Raw genomic sequence first — 21,117 nt, 5'->3', positions numbered from 1 at the left:
CTTTCGTCGATGCGGTTGCGTTCGCGCGGGGTGTCAGTCCGACTCCCACCACATCCAGAACTCGTCCCATAGGCGCTTGAAGAAGCCGCCCTGCTCCACCGCGTTGAGCGCGACCAGCGGACGCTGCGAGACGACCTTGCCGTCCAGCATCACCTTGATCGTGCCGATCTTCTGCCCCTTGGCGATCGGCGCGACCAGCGTCTTGGGCACGTCCATCATCGGCTTGAGCTGGTTGTACTTGCCGCGCTGCACGGTCACCAGCAGCGGTTCGGCGACGCCGAGCTCCACCTGGTCGGTGGCGCCCTTCCACACCTTCTGCTTGGCGATGGCCTTGCCCGGGTCGTACAGGCGATGCGTTTCGAAGAAACGGAAGCCCCAGTTGAGCAGCGCCTGCGAATCCACTGCGCGCTGGTTCTCGCTGGTGGAGCCCATGACCACGGAGATCAGGCGCTGGTCGCCACGCTTGGCCGACGCCATCAGGCAGTAGCCGGCGCCGGAGTGGTGCCCGGTCTTGATGCCGTCGACCGACGGATCGCGCCACAGCAGCAGGTTGCGGTTGGGCTGCGTGATCGGACCGACCGTGAATTCCTTGATCTTGTTGTACGAGTACGCGACCGGGTAGTCGTGGATCAGCGCGCGGCCAAGACGGGCCAGGTCGTGCGCGGTGGAGAAGTGATTCGGGTCGGACAGGCCGTGCGGATTCACGAAGTGCGAACCCGTCATGCCGATGCGCGCGGCGTACTGGTTCATCAGCGCGGCGAAGGCATCGGTGCTGCCGGCGACGTGTTCGGCCAGCGCGATGGCGGCGTCGTTGCCCGACTGCACCACCATGCCCTTTTCCATTTCCAGCAGCGGCGCGGTCTTGTTGACCTCGAAGCCGGAGTAGCTGCCGTCGGTGCCGGCACCGCCGACGCGCCAGGCGTTCTCGGTCATCATGACCTGGTCATCGCCCTTGACCTTGCCGGCGGCCATTTCCGCGGCGATCACGTAGCTGGTCATGACCTTGGTGATGCTGGCCGGCTCGACGCGCTGGTCGTAGTTCTCGCCAGCCAGGACGTTGCCGCTCTCGGCGTCCATCAGGATCCAGGCGGTGCCGGCGATCTGCGGCGGAGGCGGCACGGGCAGCGAGTCGCTGGCGGCCGGCAGCGGGGCGGGCTGCGGCGTGGTCTGCGCGAGGGCGAGGCCGGCCACGAGCGTGGCGGCGGCCGCGACGACGGCGGCTCTGGCAAGAGCGGGGACTTTCATCTTTTCAACGACTCCAGAGGCCGGGGCGGTACCGGCCGGTCAAAACGGTGGTGGGACAAATTCTAGTCGCGGACGCGCTGCGGCTGGCCGAAACCCAGACCCGCGATACGGGCCGCGAGTTCCGGAGCCTGCTCAGCCTGCAGGGGGCCCACGCGCAGGCGCCAGATGGTCTGGCCATTGGCGCTGGCGTCGGTGAGTCGCGCGGTGTCGATGCCGGCCTCACGCAGTCGCGTAAGAGCCCGATCGGCATTGGCGCGGGCGGTGAAGCTGGCGACCTGCAGCACGATGTCGCCTTCGCCGGCCGCAATGGCAGGCACGGGCGTCGCGGGTATCTGCGCGGCCGGAGCCACGGGCGCGGTGACGACACCGATGACGGCCGGCTTGCCCGTGGCGATGCGCACGCCGGGCGGCAGTTCCCCCGCCTTCGCGCTGGCGATGGGCATGGCCGCGACCAGACGGTCCATCGCGGTGGCCGGCTTCGCGGGCTCGGCCTGCACGGCAGGCGTGACGGCGACCTGCGGGGCGTCCTCGCCCGGCGTCAGCGCGCGCACTTCGACGCGCCCCGTGCCGCGCTGGGTGATGCCCAGCTTCACCGCGGCGGCGTAGCTGAGGTCGATCAGGCGGCCATCGTGGAAGGGGCCGCGGTCGTTCACGCGCACGATGACGTTCTTGCCGTTGTCCAGGTTGGTGACGCGGGCGAAGCTGGGCAGCGGCAGGGTCTTGTGGGCGGCGGTGAAGGCGTACATGTCGTACACCTCCAGGTTGGACGTGCGTCGGCCGTGGAATTTCTGGCCGTAATACGACGCCGTGCCGCGCTCGACATAACCCCTGGGGTTGTCGAGCACGTGGTACTTCTTGCCGAGCACCGAGTAGTTGGGCCGGTTGCCGATGGCCGAACGCGGTTCGCTGGTGACCTCGGGTTCCGGAATCGCATCCACGTCGGGGACGTGGTCCGGCGTGCTGTCGGCGACGCCGGGCTTGTACAGGCCGCCGGACGTGTAGTTGCCACGCGTGCGCGGATCTTCCTGCGCCGGGGCGTATGGGGACTTCTTCTTGCCACCCGACAGCGGGCTGTGATGCACGCCATCGCGGTCGGGCATGGCGACCGCCTCGGACGACGACTTCTTCGGCGCGCTCGCACACGCCGCCAACCCCAGGACCAGCGCGACCGCGCAGGCGCGGGCGGCGATGCCGTGGAGAGACCGGCCGATCATGCGGCGGGCGCTCCGGTGGGCGTGGCGGCGACCGGCACGTCGCGACCGGCGATCGCCTCGCTGAGCTGGTACACCGCCATCGCGTAGTGCTTGGAGATGTTGTAGCGGGTGATCGCGTAGAAGTTGCGGAATCCGAACCAGTATTCCGGCCCCGCGTCACCGTCCAGGTTGACCACGGTGGCGCTCTGGTCCGCGGGCGTCACTGGCGTGAGCGGGCGGAAGCCGCGCGCGGCCAGGTCGGCCATCGTGTACACGGGGTCCAGGTTTTCCGGCTCGATCGGCTGCGCGTTGGCGGCCGCGTTGGCGCGCACGGTCACCGGACCGCCACGCACCCAGCCGCCCTTCTTCACGAAGTAATTGGCGATGGAGGCGAAGACGTCGTCCAGGTTGTTGAACAGATCGCGCTTGCCGTCGCCGTCGCCGTCGACCGCGAACTCGCGGTAGCTGGACGGCATGAACTGCCCCCAGCCCATCGCACCGGCGTAGCTGCCGGTCAGGGTGGTGATGTCCAGCCCGGTTTCCTTGCCCAGCGCGAACAGCTGCGCCAGTTCGCCACGGAAGAACGCCTCACGGCGGTTCTCGCGGTCGGCCTTGGCAGGGTCGCCCGTGCGCGGATAGGCGAAGGCCAGCGTGTACAGCGCGTCCAGCACCGGGTAGGACCCGGTGTTGCGGCCGTAGTTGGTCTCCACGCCGATGATCGAGACGATCACCTGCGCCGGCACGCCGTACGTCGCCTCGGCCTTCGCCAGCGCGTCGCGGTGCTGGGCGAGGAACTCGCGACCGCCGTCGATGCGTGCCTGGGTGATGAAGATGGGGCGGTAGTCGCGCCAGGGCTTCGCTTCGGCGGGCTTGGACATCGCCGCGACGATGGCATCGCGGATCTGCGCCTTGGCCAGCACCGATTCGATGTACGCCGGATCGATCCCGTACTGGGCGGCCGTCTCGCGCACGAACGCGGCGCGGGCCTGATTGATCGGCTGGGAAGTCACCGGCGCCGGCAACGCCGGCGTGCCCGGATCCCGCGTGGCGGAAGCAGTCGGGGTGGACGTGTGTTGGCCGGGCGCCGAGGCCTGGGTGGCGCAGCCGGCCAACGCGAACAGGAGCGCGCTGATCACGGCGCTACGGGGTAGGTGGCGTCGGGTCATCGACGCGAGGGTAGCACGCGTCATCAGAGGCCAAAACCGCGTGTTCATGCGGCGATCGGACGCGAGTCAGCTTCGTCCCGCGGACCGCCGCCTGAACGCGCCTCAGCGCGCATAGATGGGGCGGTGCGCACGTACAGCCATCACCACGCCCAGGCCGGCCAGCAACGACACCGCCGAGGTACCGCCGTAGCTCAGCAGCGGCATCGGCACGCCCACCACCGGAAGCAGGCCGGAGATCATCCCGCCGTTCACGATGACGTACACGCAGAACGCCAGGCCAAGCGCGCCGGCGATCAGGCGCGAGTAGCCGTCGCGGGCTTCCGCGGCGATCCACAGGCAGCGGCCGATCACGAACAGGTACAGCGCCAGCACCGTGCCCACGCCGATCCAGCCGAATTCCTCGCTCAGCACGGCGAAGATGAAGTCGGTGGTGTGCTCGGGCAGGTAGTTCAGATGCGACTGCGAGCCCTGCCCCCAACCCTTGCCCGTGAGGCCACCGGCGCCGATGGCGATCTTGGACTGGATGATGTTCCAGCCCGTGCCGAGCGGATCGGACTCGGGATTGAGGAAGGTCAGGATGCGGTCCTTCTGGTACGGCTTCAGCAGCCAGAACCACGCCACCGGCGCGATGGCGGTGACGGCGCCGAACGCCATGCCGAACCACCACCACGGCAGCCCCGCCAGGTACAGCGCGAACGCGCCGCTCATCGCCACCAGCATCGCGGTACCGAAATCGGGCTGCAGCAGGATCAGGCCGGTCGGCACGGCGATCAGCACCGCCGCCACCACGACGGTGCGGAACCGCGGCGGCAACGCCTGCCGGTCCAGGTACCACGCCACCATCATCGGCAGGCTCAGCTTGAGCAGCTCCGCAGGCTGCACGAACACCACGCCCAGGTTGATCCAGTGGCGACCGTGTTTGCCCGTACCGATCAGCAGCACCAGCATCAGCGGGATCAACGAACCGGCGAACACGATGGGTGTCCAGTTGCGCAGCTGGTTGGGCGGGATGCGCGAGAGCGCCCACATCACGCCCAGGCCCGCCGCGAAGAACGCGCCCTGGCGCACGACCAGTCCCATCGAGTGGTCGGCGGCGCTGTACAGCACCGCCAGGCCGATGGCCATCAGGGCCAGCAGCGCCCCAACGAGCGGCAGATCCAGCGTGCGCACGAAGCGCACGAGCAGGTCGAACAACCAGCGCAGGATCATCCTCACCGGACTGGCTCCTGCGCTGGAGTTTCGGGCGTTGCGGGCGGCTGTGGCTGCGGCTGCTGCGCCGGTGGCGAGGCAACCGGCGTGGCAGCGCCTGCCGGGACAGCGACGGCCGGCGCCGTGGTCGCAGGCACCGCGGCGGCCTGCGCGACCGGCGCGATCGGCTCGGCGTGCGGCATTTGCGGACGCACGTACTTGGGATCAGTGGGAACGGGATCGGGCATCTTGCCCAGCAGCCAGGCGTCGAAGATCTTGCGCGCGATCGGCGCGGCGGTGCTGCCGCCGAAGCCGCCGTGTTCGACCGAGATCGCCACCGCGATGGTCGGGTTCTCCGCCGGTGCGTAACCGACGAACAGCGCCTGGTGGCGCAGGTTGTACGGCAGCGAATGCGGGTCGAAGCTGACGTTGCCCTTGCGGCTGATCTTCTGCGCGGTACCGGTCTTGCCGGCCATCATGTAAGGCGCGCCGATCGCCATCGCGCGGCCGGTGCCGCCAGCGCCGTGGATCGTCTGGATCATGCCTTCCTGCACCGCGCGCAGGTTGTCCGGGTTGTCGGTGATGCGCGGCGGCGGGTCCTGCGGCAGCGGCGTCCACGGCGCGTTGTAGCCGTCGCGGCGCTCGGCCACCAGGTGCGGCCGCACCAGGTTGCCGCCATTGGCGATCGCCGCCGTACCGCGCGCCAGCTGCAGCACGGTGGCGATCCAGTAGCCCTGTCCGATGCCGGCGTTGACGGTCTCGCCGGCGTACCACGGTTCCTTGCTGCGCGTGCGCTTCCACTGCGGCGACGGCACCACGCCCTTGTTCTCGCCGGACAGATCGATGCCGGTGCGATCGCCGAACCCGTACTTGCGCATGTACTGGTCGAAGCGCTCGATGCCCATCTCGTAGGCGAGCTTGTAGTAGTAGAAGTTCACCGAGGCGGCGATCGACTTGCGCAGGTCGGTCCAGCCGGCGCCGCCGTGCGCGTCGCGCCAGCCGCGTTTCTGTCCCGGGATGTAGAAGGTGCCGGTCGAGAACACCTTGTCCTCGGGCCTGCGCAGGCCGCTGTCCAGGCCGGCCAGGGCGATCAAGGGCTTCACCGTCGAACCCGGCGGCCCGCCGCCCAGCACGTTGCGGTTGAACAACGGGCGCGAGGGGTTGTCCATCAGCGCACGGTAGTCGACGTTGGAGATGCCGTTGACGAACAGGTTGGTGTCGTAGCCCGGCAGGCTCACCATGCCGAGGATCTCGCCGGTACGCGGGTCCATCGCCACGGCCGAACCGTCCATGTCGCCGAACGCGGTGACCATCGCCTGCTGCAGGTCCAGGTCGATGCTCAGCTTGAGGTCCGCGCCGGGCGTGGCCGGCACGTGGCCGACCTGGCGCATCGGCCGGCCATCGACGTTGGTCTCGATCTGCTCGTAGCCGACCTTGCCGCGCAGCGCGTCCTCGTAATAGCGCTCAAGGCCGGTCTTGCCGATGTGCGTGAGCGCGGCCCCGCCCTCGCCCAGCGATTTCAGGTCGTCCGCGTCGATGCGGCCGACGTAGCCGATCACGTGCGAGAGCAGTTCGCCGTAGGGATAGCGGCGGTTGAGGTAGGGCACCAGGTCGATGCCCGGATAGCGCCAGCGATCCACGGCGAAACGCGCGGCCTCGTCCTCGGTCACGCGCAGCTTCAGCGTGATCGGCTTGAAGCCACGGGTCGCGCGGCGCTCGTCCTCGAAGCGCGCGATGTCTTCCGGCGTCAGCGCCATGATCTTCGACAGCGACGGCAGCCAGGTCTCGGACTTGCCCGCCTCGAACGGCGTCACTTCGATGCGGTACGCCGGCACGTTGTCGGCCAGCACCCGGCCCTTGCGGTCCAGGATCAGCCCGCGCCCCGGCACCACCGGGCGCAGCTTGATTCGGTTGGCTTCCGAGCGCGTGGCGTAGTCGGCGTGCTGCAGCACCTGCAGGCGGAAGTACCAGAAGCCCAGCCCCGCCAGCGCCACCAGCACGCAGACGAACGCGAACGCCGAGCGCAACCGGAACTGGTTGGCTTCGGCGGCACTGTTCTTGATGACGCGGCGGCGCGGACCCAGGGCCATGACTCAGCGACCCTTCCAGCGCCCCAGGCGCAGGGAATCGAGCACCAGGTACACCAGTGGCCACAGCAGCAGGCCGGACAGCGGCGCCAGCCAGAACGACGCTGGCAGCGTGGGCTCGCCGATGGCGAGATGGATCGCGGCGGTGACGATGCGGTCGTTGATCAGCAGGCCGCCGATGGCGACGGCCTGTTGCGACATCGGAAAGAACCGCAGTCGCGCGCGGAAGCGCTGCAGGATGTACGCCATCACCACCAGCCGCAGCGCCTGTTCGCCGAACAGCCCGCCGTACACCAGGTCGCCGACCAGGCCGATGATGAAGGCCATGCCCAGGCCGACGTTATCGGGCTCTTCGATGACCCAGTAGGCCACCACCAGCGCCAGCCAGTACGGGCGCAGGGGCTGCAGGACGGGCGGCAGCGGCAGCAGGCCGAGGAACAGGGCGACCACCAGGCTCAGCGGCAGCACCCATTGCGGACGGGCGCGGGTCATCGGCGTCCCTCCGTGTTGGGCTGTGCCTGCTGCGGCGGTGTGCGCGCCGGCGACGCTGCCGACGGCATGCGTTGCGTCGAAGGCGCCGCACCCGCGGCGTTGCCGGCAGGCGCGGACGGCGTTGCAGCCCCATTGGCCGGCGCTGCAGTGGCGGGCGCACCTTCGCTGGCATTGAACGCCGTCGCGCCGGGCAGCGGGCTCGGCGTGGACAGCAGCACCAGCACTTCGCGGCCGCGATCCAGCTGCGCCGCCGGCTTCACCTCGCCCACGAGGAAAGCGCGGCTGTCGTCGGGTCGCAGCGCGGCAATGGTGCCGACCGGAAACCCCGGCGCGAAACGGCCGCCCAGACCCGAGGTCACCAGCACGTCGCCCACTTTCACGTCGCTCGACAAGGGCACGCTGGTCAGGCGCAGCACATCGCTGCGGCCCTCGCCGTAGACGACCAGACGCACGCCGTTGCGCGCGACCGCCACCGGCACCGCGTGCGAGGGATCGGTCAGCAGCAGCACGTTGGCGTACATCGGCGTCACCGCGATGATCTGCCCGAGCAGGCCACCGGCGTCGATGACGTTCTGCCCCACGGTGACGCGGTCGCGCGTGCCGGCATCCAGCACCAGGCGCTGACGCGTCGGGTCCAGGTCGATGTCGAGGATCGGCGCCAGCACCACTTCCAGCTTGCCGCGATCGGCCGCGTCGAGCAGGCCGCGCAGGCGCGCGTTGTCCGCCGCCAGCGTCTGCAGGCGCGCCATGCGCGCCTGGTTGAGCATCAGTTCGTTGCGCAGGCGACCGTTCTCGTCGCTGAGCTGGCTGAGCGTGCCGGCATCGTCGCGCACACGTTCGACCACACGACCCGGCCAGCCGGCCACCATCCACAACGGCTGCACCAGCAGCGTGGTCTGGCGACGGAACTGCGTCAGCCATCCGCCGCGGTGGTCGAGCACGATCAGCACCACGGCCAGCGCCAGATAGGCGAGCAGCTTGAGCGTGCCAGCCACGTCACCGGTGCGTGCGGAACTGGGAGGACCGGCGTAGGTGGGCACGATGGGCCAGGAAAACGGAAAGGGTGGCGGGAGGGTTGGATCTGGAACGGGGGCGCCGTGGCCGCAGGCGGATGGAACGCGAATCCCGCGCAAGGCCGCCGTTGGCGGCCCTGCCCATTGTTCCGTGTCCCCGCGTCCCCGATACCGCCTGCAAGCGCCTTATTCCGGCGCGAAGAACTCGTTGCCGTGCATGTCGACCAGTTCCAGCGCACGACCGCCACCGCGGGCCACGCAGGTCAGCGGGTCGTCCGCCACCTGCACGTGCAGGCCGGTCTCCTCGCTGATCAGGCGGTCCAGGTCGCGCAGCAGTGCGCCACCACCGGTCAGCACGATGCCGCGCTCGGCGACGTCGGCGCACAGTTCCGGCGGGGTCTGCTCCAGCGCCAGCTTGATCGCCGAGACGATGCCGGCCAGCGGTTCGCGCAGGGCCTCGAGCACTTCGTTCGAGTTGATGGTGATCATCTTCGGCACGCCCTCGGCGAGGTTGCGGCCGGAGACTTCCACCGACGAGGCCTTCTGCTGCGGGTACGCGCAGCCGATCTCGATCTTGATGCGCTCGGAGGTGGCTTCGCCGATCAGCGTGCCGTAGGTGCGGCGCACGTAGCTGATGATCGATTCGTCGAAACGGTCGCCGCCGATGCGGACGGAGGCCGAGTAGACGATGCCGTTCAGCGCGATGACCGCCACTTCCGTGGTGCCGCCGCCGATGTCCACGACCATCGAGCCGCGGGCTTCGGTCACCGGCATGCCGGCGCCGATGGCGGCCGCCATGGGCTCTTCGATCAGGTAGACCTCGCGGGCACCGGCCTCTTCGGCCGATTCCTTGATCGCGCGGCGCTCGACCTGGGTCGAACCGCAGGGCACGCAGACCAGCACGCGCGGGCTCGGCCGCAGGAAGCGCGACTTGTGCACCTTGCGGATGAAGTGCTTGAGCATCTCCTCCGTGTAGGTGAAGTCGGCGATGACGCCGTCCTTCATCGGGCGGATCGTGGTGATGTGGCCCGGGGTGCGCCCGAGCATCATCTTGGCCTCGCTGCCGACTGCGGCCACCGTACGGTTGCCGCCGATCAGACGGTCCTGTCGGACCGCGACCACGGACGGTTCGTTCAGGACGATTCCCTGGCCGCGGACATAGATGAGGGTGTTCGCCGTGCCCAGGTCGATGGACAGGTCGTTGGAAAACATGCCGCGAAACTTCTTGAACATCGAGGGATCGGCCGTTAAATGGTGGGGGCGTGAGGGGCGCGTGAGGGGTTCGCTAGCCTAACAACGCCCCCCTTGTCGAGCAAGGAAAAAACCTGCAAATCCGGGCACTTCGTGCCGCGCCCCGTCACCTGAACGGTTCCCCGCTGGCCGCCTGCCGTCCCAGCGGCTACCCTAGCGCCCGCGCGGCCCCGGGCCGCCCGTCCCGAATCCTCCCGCGACCGCCTCCTGGCCCGGTTGCCGAACTTTTTCCCAGGTGATTTCCGATGTCTGCACTGATCTGCGGCTCCATGGCCTACGACACCATCATGGTGTTCCCGGACCAGTTCAAGAACCACATCCTGCCGGACAAGGTTCACATTCTGAACGTGTCGTTCCTGGTGCCGCGGATGCGCCGCGAGTTCGGCGGCTGCGCCGGCAACATCGCCTACAACCTGAAGCTGCTGGGCGGCGATCCGATCCCGATGGCCACCGCCGGCCAGGACTTCGGTCCGTATCGCGAACATTTCGAGCAGCAGGGCATCCGGCTGGATCACGTCAAGATCATCCCGGAGCTGTTCACGCCGCAGGCGTTCATCACCACCGATCACGACAACAACCAGATCACCGCGTTCCACCCCGGCGCGATGATGCGCAGCTACGAGAACCACGTGAAGGACGTGAAGGGCGTGACGTTCGGCATCGTCAGTCCGGACGGCCGCGAAGGCATGCTGCAGAACGCGGCGGAATTCGCCGATGCCAGCATCCCCTTCATCTTCGATCCGGGCCAGGCGATGCCGCTGTTCAATGGCGAGGAACTGCGCCACTTCATCGAACTGGCCGACTACGTCACCGTCAACGATTACGAATCCAACCTGCTGCAGGAACGCACGGGCTGGAGCGAGAACGACATCGTCAAGCGCGTGAAGGCCTACATCACCACGCGTGGTCCGCACGGCTCCGAAATCCACACCGCCGAGAAGACCTTCCACATCCCGCCGGCGCACGAGCGCCGCGTGACCGACCCGACCGGCTGCGGCGACGCGTTCCGCGCCGGCCTGATCTACGGCATCGAGAAGGGCTACGACTGGATGACCATCGGCCGCATGGGCAACCTGATGGGTGCGCTGAAGGTCGAACATCCCGGCACGCAGAACCAGCGCTTCGACATCGACGAGTTCAGCGAACAGTTCAAGCAACAGTTCGGTTACGCACTGTAATTCAGCGCGTCGCATGCACGTCACGAAACCCCGCATCGCGCGGGGTTTCGTTTTTTCCGGGCCGCTACATCATGTGTGCAAGCCACAGCATCTCCGGCGCGGCCAGGCGTTCGAACTCCGCGTAGGGCATGCGCACCACTTCGGTGTGATTGCCGGCGTTGAACGCGATCTCGTCCTGGTGCGCCAGGCGCGAATCGATGTACACCGGCATTCCGTATAGGTGCCCGAACGGCGGCATCGCGCCGGGTTCGCAATCCGGGAAGGCATCGCGGAATTCCGGCTCCTCCGCCAGCTCCACCGGCACCCCGCCGAGTGCGAGCGAGAGCCGGTACAGGTCCGCGCGATACGCCGCGGGCATCACCACCATCGCCAGTCGTCCGTCGGCCTTGATCATCACGGTCTTGGCGAAATGGTTGGCCTCCACGCGTACCGCCGATGCGGTCTCGTGCGCGGTGACAGTGCGCGGGTGCGTGAGTGTCGTGTAGGGCGCCTGCCCCGTGTCGAGCAGGTTGTGCAGTTTCGGGGAGAGCATGGCGTCCTCCACCTCGCGCCGGCTCACGCTCCGTTCGCGGCCGCGCCTTAAGGGAACCGACGCCGCTTCCTGCGCTGCGCCGCCCGATGCACGGTCGAACGCCGCCATCGACACGGAGCTTACGGCCCGGCGCGTAAGGCGCGCGTGCAGGCCGGAGTTCACCTCAGCCGGGGCGGTACTCGCCGGCGACGCGCTCCAGCCACGCTGGAAGATCGCGACGACGCACGCCGTCGCGACGCGCCTGCGCGAGGCGCGCCAGCATGTACGTACGCCGGGCTTCATCCTCACCGGCCAGCCGCAACGCGAGGTCGCGATCCATCCAGCCGCGGATCTTCCAGTACAGGCCCACGTGCAGCCCCACTACCAGCACCGTGCTGACCACGACGATGACGTAGGCGGTGTTCATCCTTCACCACCCCGCGTGGTCGCCAGCGGCACGGCAGTTTGCTGCTTGAAGCGCGCGAAGGCGTTCTCGTCGGCCACGAAGACGTTGAGGTCCACCGGACCAGTGATGCCCTGCACACGCCCGCGGTTGTGGTACTGCCACACGGTCCACGGCGCGCTCGCATCGGGCGTTCGCACGATGGCGCGACGCCACAGCGCGCGCGTCGGCAACGCATCGCGGTACGCCTGCAGGAATTCCGGCGTCACATACAGCACTGCCGGCTTGCGATACGCGGCCTCGACCCGCGCGAGGTAGGCATCCAGCTCGCTGCGCATCTGCTTCGCGGTCGGCGCGCGGCCGCAGTTGCCGCCAAACTCCAGGTCGACCGCTGGTGGCAGCGCGTCGTCCGTCACCGGAACGCGCGCAATGAAATTGTCTGCCTGCTCGGCGCCGGGCCGGCAGAACGTGAAGAAGTGGTACGCACCCGTCGCAAGGCCCGCATTGCGTGCGGCGGCCCAGTTCTGGAGGAAGCGGCGATCGTGGTGGTCGCCGCCTTCGCTCGCCTTCAGGTAGACGAACGCGATGTCATCGTCAGCCACCGCGCCCCAGTCGATCGCGCCCTGGTGGTGCGAAACATCGATGCCGCGCAACGGAAAACGCGCGCGGTCCGGCTCCCAGGTACGGAACCACAGCCACACCGACGCGATGATCAGCGCCGACGTACCCAGCGCGCCAAGGAGGATTCGCGCGCGGTGCCGCCTCAATTCCACTCCGGCATCTTCGACGGATCAAGTCCGCCGACTTCGAACACCGCCGTGCGCGTGCCGCCCGCCTTCACGGGGAATTCGATGGCGATGACCTTCGCACCCTTCACCGTCTTCCACAGCATCATCTCGTCCTCGATGAACATCGCGATGGCCTCATCGGTCTTCGGGCGACTGGCGTCGACACGCTTCGGCTCGGCGTCGTCGACCTTCAGCTTCACCTTGCAACCGCCATAGCAGTCGAAGTCGCCCTTCTCCAGCACGAGATAGCTGCTGCGACCCCAGTCGGGCCGGTCGCGGAAGATCAGCTGCACCGGACGCGCGCCGCTACCGTCGGTATCCACGTAGTCCTTGGCGTAGAGCGACGCCGAGATCTGATCGCCCTTCTCCACCGGCTGCGACTGATAGGTCCACAGCGCGGCGAGGCGGCGCGCTTCGCGCGCCTGCGTGGCCTTGTCCTTCACTTCGTTGTAGCGCGTCTCGATGCCTGCAGCGGCAGCGCTCGACGGATATTTGGCCATCAGGACGTCGCCATGCGCGCGGGCCAGCTCCCAGTTCTGCGCGCTGTACGCCGCCTCGAATTCCTTCGCCATCGCACCGGCCGCCTGTTCCTGCGCGGCGGCCTGCGCAGCGGCTTCGGCCTTCGGATCCGGCGTGGGCTGGCAGGCGGCCAGCGCACCGGCCAGAGTGAGCGTGGCGAACGTGAGTGCGGAGTGCTTCATCGTCGGGTTCCTTTCTCGATCAGGTCGACCACGGCCTGCGCGACCGCATCGGGTTTCTCAATAATCGACATGTGGCCGCAACCGTCCAGCAGCACGCGCCGCGCCTGCGGAATGCGTTGTGCGTACAGGTCCAGCGCGCTGGCGTCGATCACCGCATCCTGCCGGCACCATAGCAACAGCGTGGGCTGGCGAATCGTGCGCGCCACCTCACCCGGGATGAACCGTTCGTCGCCGCGACCGATACGGTCCAGCACCTGCTGTTCGAAGGCGGCGTCCTCACGGCGACGCGCGATGTAGATGTCATCTGCGGGCCACGGGATCCACGGCTGGGCCTTCGGGTCGAAGAACACCGTATCCAGGTAGCGCTGCAGTGTCGGGCGGTTGCTCACGCCGAAGGGATTGCGCCCGGCCAGCACCTCTTCGCCGAAGCGGTTGTCGTTGAAGCGCACGCCGGCCGCGTCGATCAGGCCCAGGTGCGAGACGCTGGACGGATGGCCGGCAGCAGCCACTGCGGCGATGCCACCGCCCATCGAATGACCCAGCAGCACCACGGGCCGATTGCCTGACACCGCGTGGAGGAAACGCATCACCCGCTCGCCCTGCGCGACGAAACCGTAGTCGGCGCCCGCCCGGCGATCACTCTCGCCCCAGCCGGGCAGGTCGGGAACGATCACGCGATACCGTCCATGCAGCCGTTGCGCGACCGGATACCAGTTTTCCTTGCTGCCGGTGAACCCGTGCAGCATCACGACGGTGGGCGCGTCGTCCGGCGCGTCATCACTGTAGGCATAGACCCAGCGGTCCTCACCGACGCCGACGGACGCCTTCGACAACCCCGCCATCAGCCGCTGGCGCGTGAAATCGCCGCTGATGAGTGCGTACGGGTTGCGCCACAACAGCCCCAGTCCCAACAACAACGCGGCCGCCACGAGGGTGGCCGCGTACGTGAGGCGCTTGGAGCGCATGCGCGCTTACTTCGCCGGCGCAGGTCCGGTGGCGGCCTGCTTTGCCTTGGCGATCGTCTTCTCCACCGAGTCGGTGGTGATCGGGTGATAGCCCGGACGCGCCTTCGCGAAGGTTTCTTCCGCCAGCTTCAGGCCTTCAGGCGTTTTCACCAGCTCGCTGTAGGTCGGCATGATGAGCTTGCGACGACCCACGCGCGCGATGAACTCCGCCGCGGCGGCGTTGGCCTGCGTGTAGCCGCTGCGCACCGCCAGCGGATACCAGCGCTGCGCGATCTCGCCGTTGGGCGTGCCGGTGAAATGGAACGCCGCATCCAGCGCGGCCAGCTGCTCGGTCTTCAGCGTTTCGGGCATGCCGTCGATGAAGTGCACCCATTCCTGCGTGCTCCACTTCGCCGTCGCGTCCTTGGCCGGCAGCGTGCCGGTGTCGAGCCACGCCTTGCGCGCGGCATCGACGGCGTCGAAGCGCGGCGAGACGGTCTTGGGTGCATTGGCGGGCACGCCCGGCTGGTAGATCCACTCGTCCAGCTCGGCCTCGGTCACCTTGCCCGGGTACTTGTCCAGCAGGTTCGCCTTGGCGTACTCGATGAACTTCGTGGTCGGGATCGACTGGAACGCGAAGTGGTTGAAGTACTCCTTCAGGAACGGATCGAACGCCTCGCGGCCGAAACGCTCTTCCAGGAACTGCAGGAACCACGCGCCCTTCGTGTAGACGGTGGCGCTGCTCTGGCCATCGGGATCGGCCAGCGTGCCCGGGCGCAATGCCATCACCTGCAGCTTGGGATCGATTTCCTTGTACTCGGCGGCCAGCTCGTTGCGCGAGATGACCTTCTCCATGTCGGCCGCTTCCTTGCCGTACAGGTCCTCGACGATGCGGTTCTCGACGTAGCTGGTGAAGCCCTCGTTGAGCCAGCTGTCCTTCGGCGTGGAGAACGTCACCAGGTTGCCCGACCAGCTGTGCGCCAGTTCATGCGCGACCAGCGACACCAGCGACTTGTCGCCCACGATCACGGTCGGCGTGGCGAAGGTCAGGCGCGGGTTTTCCATGCCGCCATACGGGAACGACGGCGGCAGCACGAGGATGTCGTAACGCTCCCAGCGGTACGGGCCGTACAGGCGCTCGGCCGTCTGCATCATCTTGTCGGTGTCGGCGAACTCCGTGGCCGCCTTCTTCACCATCGTCGGCTCGGCCCACACGCCGGCGCGCTCGCTGATCGGCTGGAAGACCAGGTCGCCCGCGGCGATCGCCAGCAGGTACGACGGGATCTTCTGCGGCATCTTGAAGCTGTAGTCGCCGTCGCGATCGGCCTTGGGATCGTTGTCGGCGCTCATCAGCACCATCGCGTCCTTCGGTGCGGTCACGTGCGCGGTGTAGGTGAAGCGCACACGCGGCGTGTCCTGCAGCGGCACCCACGAACGCGCGTGGATCTGCTGCGACTGGCTGAACATGAAGGGTGACTTCTTTCCCTCCGTCATCTCCGGAGTGAGCCACTGCAGGCCGGACGCATCCGGCGAGGTGCGGTAGGTCACGCGGATGCGGGGATTGCGCGACGGCGCCTGGATGGTGAGCTTGTTGCCCAGCACCGGGTCCTTGTCGGCGACGGCGAACTTCAGGTCTTCCCATTTGCCGTCGGCGCGTTCACCCATGACCTTCTCGATCGCGATGTCGCGCGTGTCGAGGATCAGCTGCACGGCCTTCGGGTCCAGCCATTCCAGCGTGTAGGTGGCGCTGCCGGCGAGCTGCTTCTGGTCGAAGTCGACCTTCAGCTCCAGCGCGAGGTCGTTGATGCGGACCTTGTCGGGCTGCGAGAACGAGTACTCGTCGACTTCGGCGACGTTCTGGTCGGCGGCGGTCACGGCGGCGGACTCCTTGGCGGCGGTGTCGGCCGGGGGCGCGGCATCGCGCGAGCAACCGGCCGCGAGGGCGGCGACAAGGCAGAGGGGCAGAAGGGAATGACGCATGCGAAAGACCGGACAGGACGGGTGAGCGGCCGAGTTTAGCGCCTCTGCGGATGAACCGCCGGGTCGCCGCCGGAGCGGTCGGCAACGTCCCGTCCCCGCACCAAAACCGCCCGCCGCTGCAGCCGACCAGCAGGATCCGCAGGGTCCGGGATGGGGTTCTGTGATATCAGTGCCACTTCCCCATGGAACGGACGGAAGGTGTGGAATGCCAGTTTCCCACAAGCGCATCGTCGTCGGAGACCGTTCGTGCCTGATTGCAACGGACGGCGAATACGGGCGGCACCTGGGCGAACGGTTCGAGCCATCGACTTCGGCACTGCTTGCGGCGTTGTGCGACCCGTCGTCTCACGTGCTGGATATCGGCGCGAACATCGGTGTCACGGCACTACTCTTCAGCTCGCTGACACCCGAAGGAACGGTCAACGCCGTCGAGCCAGTTCCTGCCGCCTTCAAACTATTGGATGAGAACGTGACGACTGCCGCTGCGCGCAATGTCACGCTCCACAACTTCGCGCTCGGCTCCGAAAGTGGATCGGTGCACATGCAGGGCGCGCGGGACAACCTGTCCGGATCATTTGTGGCCGACAAGCATTCCATCGACGACGAGGGCCACTTCGACACCGAGGTCGCGCTGCATCGACTGGACGATGTCGTGAGCCGCTTCGGGGCGGAACGAATCGATCTGGTCAAGATGGATGTGGAGGGGTACGAGCTTGAGGTGCTGGAAGGCGCCCGGGCCATGCTGCAGGCGCATCGGCCTGTCGTGGTGCTGGAGATGAACTATGTCGCCCTCAACCTCTGGCGGAAGATGCCCCTGCCGGAGTTCCGCGACCGTTTACTGGAGATATTTCCGTACGTGTATGCCACCCAGGACGGCCAGTGGCTGGACTTCCGCGATAGCAAGCAGGGTCACCACATCATGTTCAGCCACCTGACCTCATGGGCGTACATGGATATCGTGGCCGGCTTTGACGACGAAGACCTGCGTCGACGCCTGCAGCGAACGGGGCCGGCAAGGCAACGGTTCGATCAAGCCGCGTCCGAATTGCTTGCGGCAGCGGCACATCGGGACCTGGTCGAGGAGCAGGAACGCAGGATCGCGCAGCTTTCCGCAGCGCTGGAAGCCGCGGACCGTCGTGTCGATGAATTGGAGGTCATCTCCGCTTCGGCCCGGAAGATGGTGAGCGACATGGAGGGTTCCCGGAGCTGGCGCCTTACCGCGCCATTGCGGGCTTTCAGGCGTAGCCTCCGCCGCGACTGACCGACCAGGCATCAGCCGTTTCCATCTCAGTCACCGCGCCGGCCAGGTGCGGGCGCGATCGACAGGTATCGCCGCTGCCTCAGACCTTGTAGCCAGTGTGGATCGCGACGATGCCCGCCGACAGGTTGCGGTAGTCGCAGCGCGCGAAGCCGGCGGACTGCATCATCGACTTCAGCTCGTCCTGCGGCGGATGCTTGCGGATGCTCTCGGCGAGGTACTGGTAGCTGTCGGCGTCGTTCGCGAACAGCTTGCCCAGGCGCGGCAGCACCTTGAACGAATGGAAGTCGTAGATCGGCTTGAACCAGTCGGCCTTCACTTCGGAGAACTCCAGCACGCGCGCCTGGCCGCCCACTTTCAGCACGCGGTTCATCTCGCGCAGCGCGGCGTCCTTGTCGGTGACGTTGCGCAGGCCGAAGGCGATGGTGACCAGATTGAAGGTGCCGTCCGGGAACGGCAGCTTCTCGGCGTTCATCTGCACGTACTCGAAGCCGCCGACCTTGCCCATGTCGGTCATGCGATCGCGGCCGACGCGCAGCATCGCGCCGTTGATGTCGCCCAGCACGATGCTGCCCGCATCGCCCACGCGGTCGCGCAGCAGCAGCGCGATGTCGCCGGTACCGCCGGCCAGGTCGAGCACGCGGTCGCCGCGCTTCACCTGGCAGGTGCCGACGAAGTAGCGCTTCCACACGCGGTGGATGCCCATCGACATCAGGTCGTTCATCAGGTCGTACTTGCCGGCGACCGACGAGAAGACCTCCGCAACGAGCTTCTGCTTCTCCGACGTGGGTACGTCGCGGAACCCGAAATGGGTGGTGCCGGATCTGGCGTCTGGGCGCTGGCTGGAGTCGTTCATGCGGCGATTATCGCACCCCATGCGACAATTCGCCGCCGCCGGCCGGGCGAGCGCCACGCGCTCCGTCGGCCACCGAAGGAGGGACGACCGCGCCGATGAGCCGTTACGCGCCGCGCGAATGGCAGCCGCACGAGCGGCCCAGCCTGCCGGGGTCGCCCTCGACACCGCTGCATTCGCCCCGTCGCCGCGCCGCGTTCGCCGTGGTCGGTTTCATCGTCGCCATCACCGGCGGCCTGGGCAACGCTTTGGTCACGGCCAACCTGGTCAATCTGCAGGGCGAACTCGGCGTGACCACGGCCGAGGCGGCATGGTTGCCGGCCGCCTACGTGATGACCAACGTGTCGGCCAACCTGGTGCTGGTGAAATTCCGCCAGCAGTTCGGCCTGCGTCTGTTCACCGAGGTCTTCCTGCTGCTGTACGCGCTGGTGACCTTCGCGCACCTGTTCGTGCACGGGCTGGGTTCGGCCATCGCGGTGCGCGCGGCGCATGGCATCGCCGGCGCGGCGCTCAGCACCTTGGGCCTGTATTACATGATGCAGGCCTTCCCCGCCGCGCACCGGCTACGTGGGCTGGTGGTGGGCATCGGCGTGGCGCAGCTGGCGCTGCCGCTGGCGCGGATCTTCTCGGCCGAACTGCTGGAGTTCGGGGAATGGCGCGGGCTGTACCAGTTCGAAATGGGCCTGGCGCTGCTTTCGCTGGGCTGCGTGCTGATGCTGCGCCTGCCACCCAGCGACCGCATGAAGGGGTTCGAGAAACGCGATTTCCTGACGCTGTCCCTGTTCGCACCCGGCATGGCACTGCTGTGCGCGGTGCTGTCGCTGGGGCGTATCGACTGGTGGTTCGACGCGCCCTGGATCGGCTGGGCGCTGTGCGGCGCGATCGTGCTGCTGACCGCCGCCATGGCCGTGGAGCATTTCCGCGAGAACCCGCTGATCAACACACGCTGGCTGGCCAGCGGCACGATGGTGCGCCTGGTGGTGGCGGTGATGCTCATCCGCATCGCACTGTCGGAACAGAGCACCGGCGCGGTGGGGTTCATGCAGGCGCTGGGCCTGACCAACGACCAGATGCACCGCATGTTCATGGCGGTGCTGCTGGGTTGCGTGGCGGGCATCGGCGCAAGTGCGCTGACGATCCGTCCCAACCGCATGATCATCCCGTCCACCATCGCGCTGGCCTGCATCGCGATCGGCGCGCTGCTGGATTCGCGCTCCACCAGCCTCACCCGCCCGGACGACATGCTGCTGAGCCAGTTCCTGATCGGTTTCGGCAGTACCTACTTCCTGGGCCCGTCGATGGTCGCGGGCATGGGCACCGTGATCGGCCAGCCGCGCAACCTCATCACCTTCGTCGTGCTGTTCGGCATGGCGCAGAACCTGGGCGGCCTGCTGGGAACGGCCGTGCTGGGTACGTTCCAGACCGTGCGCGAGAAGTTCCACTCCAGCCAGCTGGTCGAGAACCTGACGCTGCAGGACCCGCTGGTCGCCGCGCGCGTGGCGGCGGGTGCATCGGCCTACTCGCCGGCCATCGCCGATCCCGCGCTGCGCAACGCCCAGGGCGTGCGCGCGTTGGGCGCGGCGGCTTCACGCGAAGCCAACGTGCTGGCCTACAACGATGTCTTCATGGCGATCGCCGCGATCGCGCTTCTGACCATGGTGTGGATGCTGATCCACCGTGTGCAGCTGCTGCGTCGCGACCGCCTCGCCGCCGCGGTCGCCACCACTCCCACTGTCTCGCCTGCCCCATGAACGTCCCTGCTCCGAACGACACCGCCGACGCACAAGCCCGGGCCCGCCAGCGCAGGCGCCGCTGGCAGATGGCGATGTTCGTCGGCGTGGCGCTGGCCGGCGTGCTGATCGTGCTCTACGCGTGGCGCCTGCCGCCGTTCCGCAGCGCGATCCAGAGCACCGAGAACGCGTTCGTGCGCGGCCAGGTGACGATCATCGCGCCGCAGCTTTCCGGCTACATCACCCAGGTGAAGGTGCAGGATTTCCAGCAAGTGAAGCGTGGCGACCTGCTGGTCCAGATCGACGACCGCATCTACCGGCAGCGTCTGGAACAGGCGCAGGCGCAGCTGCAGAGCCAGCAGGCCGCGCTGGCCAATGCCGTACAGGATCGGCGCAGCGCGCAGGCGCAGGTCGCGCAGAGCGAGGCGTCCATCCGCAACGCGCAGGCACAGGCGCAGGTGACCGCGGCCGACCTGGCCCGCATCGAGCCGCTGGCGACACAGCAGTTGCTGTCCCAGGCCGATCGCGACCAGGCGCGGGCCGCACGCGCGCAGGCGCAGGCCGCCGTCGCGCAGGCGCAGGCAGGTCGCGAGATCGCCCGCCAGAACGTGCAGAGCGTGGAGGTGAACCAGGGCGCGCTGGAAGCCGCGGTCGCCAACGCGCAGGCCGCCATCCGGCTGGCGCAGATCGACCTGGACAACACCACCATCCGCGCGCCGCGCGACGGCCAGCTGGGCCAGGTCGCGGTGCGGGTCGGCGCCTTCGTCAACCCCGGCACGCAGCTGATGGCGCTCGTGCCCGAGCGCCTGTGGGTGATCGCCAACATGAAAGAAACGCAGATGGCGAACGTGCGCATCGGTCAGCCGGCCAGCTTCACCGTCGACGCGCTCGGCCGTGCGCGACTGCAGGGACGCGTGGCGGAGATCTCCCCCGCCACCGGCTCGGAGTTCAGCGTGCTGCCCGCCGACAACGCCACCGGCAACTTCGTGAAGATCGCCCAGCGCATTCCGGTGAAGGTGTCGATCGACGACGGCCAGGCGCCGGCGGCGCGACTGCGCCCGGGCATGTCGGTGGTGGTTCGCATCGACACCAGCGTCGAAGGCACCGCCCGCTGAGCCGCGCTGGCATCATGCGCG

General features: G+C 67.9%; 19 protein-coding genes. 4 read left to right on the top strand and 15 right to left on the bottom strand.

Annotation, left to right across the window (positions count from 1 at the left end; genetic code table 11):
* Window positions 1–33: 33 nt before the first annotated feature.
* The 8 genes from QLQ15_RS06310 to QLQ15_RS06275 all read right to left on the bottom strand — a co-directional run bounded on the left by QLQ15_RS06310 (window position 34) and on the right by QLQ15_RS06275 (window position 9,617).
* Window positions 34–1,245 carry a D-alanyl-D-alanine carboxypeptidase family protein gene (locus tag QLQ15_RS06310; protein WP_283211981.1) on the bottom strand — a complete coding sequence of 404 codons (1,212 nt, stop codon included), beginning with the start codon at window positions 1,243–1,245 and terminating at the stop codon, window positions 34–36.
* A gap of 62 nt (window positions 1,246–1,307) precedes the next feature.
* Window positions 1,308–2,459, bottom strand: coding sequence for a septal ring lytic transglycosylase RlpA family protein (locus tag QLQ15_RS06305; protein ID WP_283211980.1), 1,152 nt, complete (start codon window positions 2,457–2,459; stop codon window positions 1,308–1,310).
* The gene (mltB, locus tag QLQ15_RS06300) at window positions 2,456–3,604 is read right to left on the bottom strand and encodes a lytic murein transglycosylase B (protein WP_432277780.1); all 1,149 of its coding nucleotides are present in this window, start codon (window positions 3,602–3,604) and stop codon (window positions 2,456–2,458) included. Before mltB ends, QLQ15_RS06305 begins: the two co-directional genes overlap by 4 nt.
* A 102-nt stretch (window positions 3,605–3,706) precedes the next feature.
* Complete coding sequence (gene rodA / locus QLQ15_RS06295) at window positions 3,707–4,813, bottom strand: rod shape-determining protein RodA (RefSeq protein WP_432277846.1); 1,107 nt, start codon at window positions 4,811–4,813, stop codon at window positions 3,707–3,709.
* 2 nt (window positions 4,814–4,815) lie between these two features.
* Window positions 4,816–6,882, bottom strand: a complete 2,067-nt coding sequence (mrdA, locus tag QLQ15_RS06290; protein WP_283211978.1) for a penicillin-binding protein 2 — start codon at window positions 6,880–6,882, stop codon at window positions 4,816–4,818.
* A gap of 3 nt (window positions 6,883–6,885) precedes the next feature.
* Window positions 6,886–7,371, bottom strand: coding sequence for a rod shape-determining protein MreD (gene mreD, locus QLQ15_RS06285; protein WP_283211977.1), 486 nt, complete (start codon window positions 7,369–7,371; stop codon window positions 6,886–6,888).
* A complete protein-coding gene (mreC, locus tag QLQ15_RS06280) occupies window positions 7,368–8,366 on the bottom strand; it encodes a rod shape-determining protein MreC (RefSeq protein ID WP_345782415.1) in 999 nt (332 codons plus the stop codon). Before mreC ends, mreD begins: the two co-directional genes overlap by 4 nt.
* 204 nt (window positions 8,367–8,570) lie before the next feature.
* Window positions 8,571–9,617 (bottom strand): rod shape-determining protein, encoded by a 1,047-nt coding sequence (locus QLQ15_RS06275; protein ID WP_283211975.1) that lies wholly within the window; start codon window positions 9,615–9,617, stop codon window positions 8,571–8,573.
* A 263-nt stretch (window positions 9,618–9,880) separates the two neighbouring features.
* Between QLQ15_RS06275 and QLQ15_RS06270 the strand changes: the two genes are divergently transcribed.
* The gene (locus QLQ15_RS06270) at window positions 9,881–10,813 is read left to right on the top strand and encodes a carbohydrate kinase family protein (protein WP_283211974.1); all 933 of its coding nucleotides are present in this window, start codon (window positions 9,881–9,883) and stop codon (window positions 10,811–10,813) included.
* Between the two features lie 64 nt (window positions 10,814–10,877).
* On the opposite strand, the gene QLQ15_RS06265 is transcribed toward QLQ15_RS06270, so the two are convergent.
* From QLQ15_RS06265 to QLQ15_RS06240, 6 genes are all read right to left on the bottom strand, one after another.
* Window positions 10,878–11,345: an aminoacyl-tRNA deacylase gene (locus QLQ15_RS06265; RefSeq protein ID WP_283211973.1), complete on the bottom strand. Its 468-nt coding sequence runs from the start codon at window positions 11,343–11,345 to the stop codon at window positions 10,878–10,880.
* 163 nt (window positions 11,346–11,508) lie between these two features.
* Entirely contained in the window at window positions 11,509–11,751 is a 243-nt protein-coding gene (locus QLQ15_RS06260; protein ID WP_283211972.1) for a hypothetical protein, read from the bottom strand.
* On the bottom strand, window positions 11,748–12,494 hold the full coding sequence (locus QLQ15_RS06255) for a glycoside hydrolase family 25 protein (RefSeq protein WP_283211971.1): 747 nt from the start codon (window positions 12,492–12,494) through the stop codon (window positions 11,748–11,750). The genes QLQ15_RS06260 and QLQ15_RS06255 overlap by 4 nt, the downstream gene beginning before the upstream one ends.
* Window positions 12,491–13,216, bottom strand: coding sequence for a hypothetical protein (locus QLQ15_RS06250; protein ID WP_283211970.1), 726 nt, complete (start codon window positions 13,214–13,216; stop codon window positions 12,491–12,493). Before QLQ15_RS06250 ends, QLQ15_RS06255 begins: the two co-directional genes overlap by 4 nt.
* Window positions 13,213–14,181: an alpha/beta fold hydrolase gene (locus QLQ15_RS06245; RefSeq protein ID WP_283211969.1), complete on the bottom strand. Its 969-nt coding sequence runs from the start codon at window positions 14,179–14,181 to the stop codon at window positions 13,213–13,215. The genes QLQ15_RS06250 and QLQ15_RS06245 overlap by 4 nt, the downstream gene beginning before the upstream one ends.
* Before the next feature lie 6 nt (window positions 14,182–14,187).
* Window positions 14,188–16,140 (bottom strand): M1 family metallopeptidase, encoded by a 1,953-nt coding sequence (locus QLQ15_RS06240; protein ID WP_283211968.1) that lies wholly within the window; start codon window positions 16,138–16,140, stop codon window positions 14,188–14,190.
* Window positions 16,141–16,345: 205 nt separating this feature from the next.
* Here QLQ15_RS06240 and QLQ15_RS06235 point away from each other — a divergent pair, with 205 nt between their 5' ends.
* A complete protein-coding gene (locus tag QLQ15_RS06235; RefSeq protein ID WP_283211967.1) occupies window positions 16,346–17,401 on the top strand; it encodes an FkbM family methyltransferase in 1,056 nt (351 codons plus the stop codon).
* Window positions 17,402–17,480: 79 nt separating this feature from the next.
* On the opposite strand, the gene ubiE is transcribed toward QLQ15_RS06235, so the two are convergent.
* Window positions 17,481–18,254 (bottom strand): bifunctional demethylmenaquinone methyltransferase/2-methoxy-6-polyprenyl-1,4-benzoquinol methylase UbiE, encoded by a 774-nt coding sequence (gene ubiE / locus QLQ15_RS06230; RefSeq protein ID WP_283211966.1) that lies wholly within the window; start codon window positions 18,252–18,254, stop codon window positions 17,481–17,483.
* A gap of 95 nt (window positions 18,255–18,349) precedes the next feature.
* Here ubiE and QLQ15_RS06225 point away from each other — a divergent pair, with 95 nt between their 5' ends.
* Together QLQ15_RS06225 and QLQ15_RS06220 are read left to right on the top strand one after the other, a co-directional pair.
* The gene (locus QLQ15_RS06225; RefSeq protein ID WP_345782414.1) at window positions 18,350–20,002 is read left to right on the top strand and encodes an MFS transporter; all 1,653 of its coding nucleotides are present in this window, start codon (window positions 18,350–18,352) and stop codon (window positions 20,000–20,002) included.
* A complete protein-coding gene (locus QLQ15_RS06220) occupies window positions 19,999–21,096 on the top strand; it encodes an HlyD family secretion protein (protein ID WP_283211965.1) in 1,098 nt (365 codons plus the stop codon). The genes QLQ15_RS06225 and QLQ15_RS06220 overlap by 4 nt, the downstream gene beginning before the upstream one ends.
* Window positions 21,097–21,117 lie beyond the last annotated feature (21 nt).

Source organism: Lysobacter stagni, assembly GCF_030053425.1.
Classification (GTDB): domain Bacteria; phylum Pseudomonadota; class Gammaproteobacteria; order Xanthomonadales; family Xanthomonadaceae; genus Lysobacter_J; species Lysobacter_J stagni.
The sequence above is the reverse complement of the archived record's forward strand: the minus strand, read 5'-3'. Positions and strand labels throughout refer to the sequence as shown.

Bases quoted from the DNA above. Each gene is read 5' to 3' on its own strand.
- QLQ15_RS06310 (WP_283211981.1), bottom strand. From the start codon at position 1,245: ATGAAAGTCCCCGCTCTTGCCAGAGCCGCCGTCGTCGCGGCCGCCGCC.
- QLQ15_RS06305 (WP_283211980.1), bottom strand. From the start codon at position 2,459: ATGATCGGCCGGTCTCTCCACGGCATCGCCGCCCGCGCCTGCGCGGTC.
- mltB (WP_432277780.1), bottom strand. From the start codon at position 3,604: ATGACCCGACGCCACCTACCCCGTAGCGCCGTGATCAGCGCGCTCCTG.
- rodA (WP_432277846.1), bottom strand. From the start codon at position 4,813: ATGATCCTGCGCTGGTTGTTCGACCTGCTCGTGCGCTTCGTGCGCACG.
- mrdA (WP_283211978.1), bottom strand. From the start codon at position 6,882: ATGGCCCTGGGTCCGCGCCGCCGCGTCATCAAGAACAGTGCCGCCGAA.
- mreD (WP_283211977.1), bottom strand. From the start codon at position 7,371: ATGACCCGCGCCCGTCCGCAATGGGTGCTGCCGCTGAGCCTGGTGGTC.
- QLQ15_RS06275 (WP_283211975.1), bottom strand. From the start codon at position 9,617: ATGTTCAAGAAGTTTCGCGGCATGTTTTCCAACGACCTGTCCATCGAC.
- QLQ15_RS06270 (WP_283211974.1), top strand. From the start codon at position 9,881: ATGTCTGCACTGATCTGCGGCTCCATGGCCTACGACACCATCATGGTG.
- QLQ15_RS06265 (WP_283211973.1), bottom strand. From the start codon at position 11,345: ATGCTCTCCCCGAAACTGCACAACCTGCTCGACACGGGGCAGGCGCCC.
- QLQ15_RS06260 (WP_283211972.1), bottom strand. From the start codon at position 11,751: ATGAACACCGCCTACGTCATCGTCGTGGTCAGCACGGTGCTGGTAGTG.
- QLQ15_RS06250 (WP_283211970.1), bottom strand. From the start codon at position 13,216: ATGAAGCACTCCGCACTCACGTTCGCCACGCTCACTCTGGCCGGTGCG.
- QLQ15_RS06245 (WP_283211969.1), bottom strand. From the start codon at position 14,181: ATGCGCTCCAAGCGCCTCACGTACGCGGCCACCCTCGTGGCGGCCGCG.
- QLQ15_RS06240 (WP_283211968.1), bottom strand. From the start codon at position 16,140: ATGCGTCATTCCCTTCTGCCCCTCTGCCTTGTCGCCGCCCTCGCGGCC.
- QLQ15_RS06235 (WP_283211967.1), top strand. From the start codon at position 16,346: ATGCCAGTTTCCCACAAGCGCATCGTCGTCGGAGACCGTTCGTGCCTG.
- ubiE (WP_283211966.1), bottom strand. From the start codon at position 18,254: ATGAACGACTCCAGCCAGCGCCCAGACGCCAGATCCGGCACCACCCAT.
- QLQ15_RS06225 (WP_345782414.1), top strand. From the start codon at position 18,350: ATGAGCCGTTACGCGCCGCGCGAATGGCAGCCGCACGAGCGGCCCAGC.
- QLQ15_RS06220 (WP_283211965.1), top strand. From the start codon at position 19,999: ATGAACGTCCCTGCTCCGAACGACACCGCCGACGCACAAGCCCGGGCC.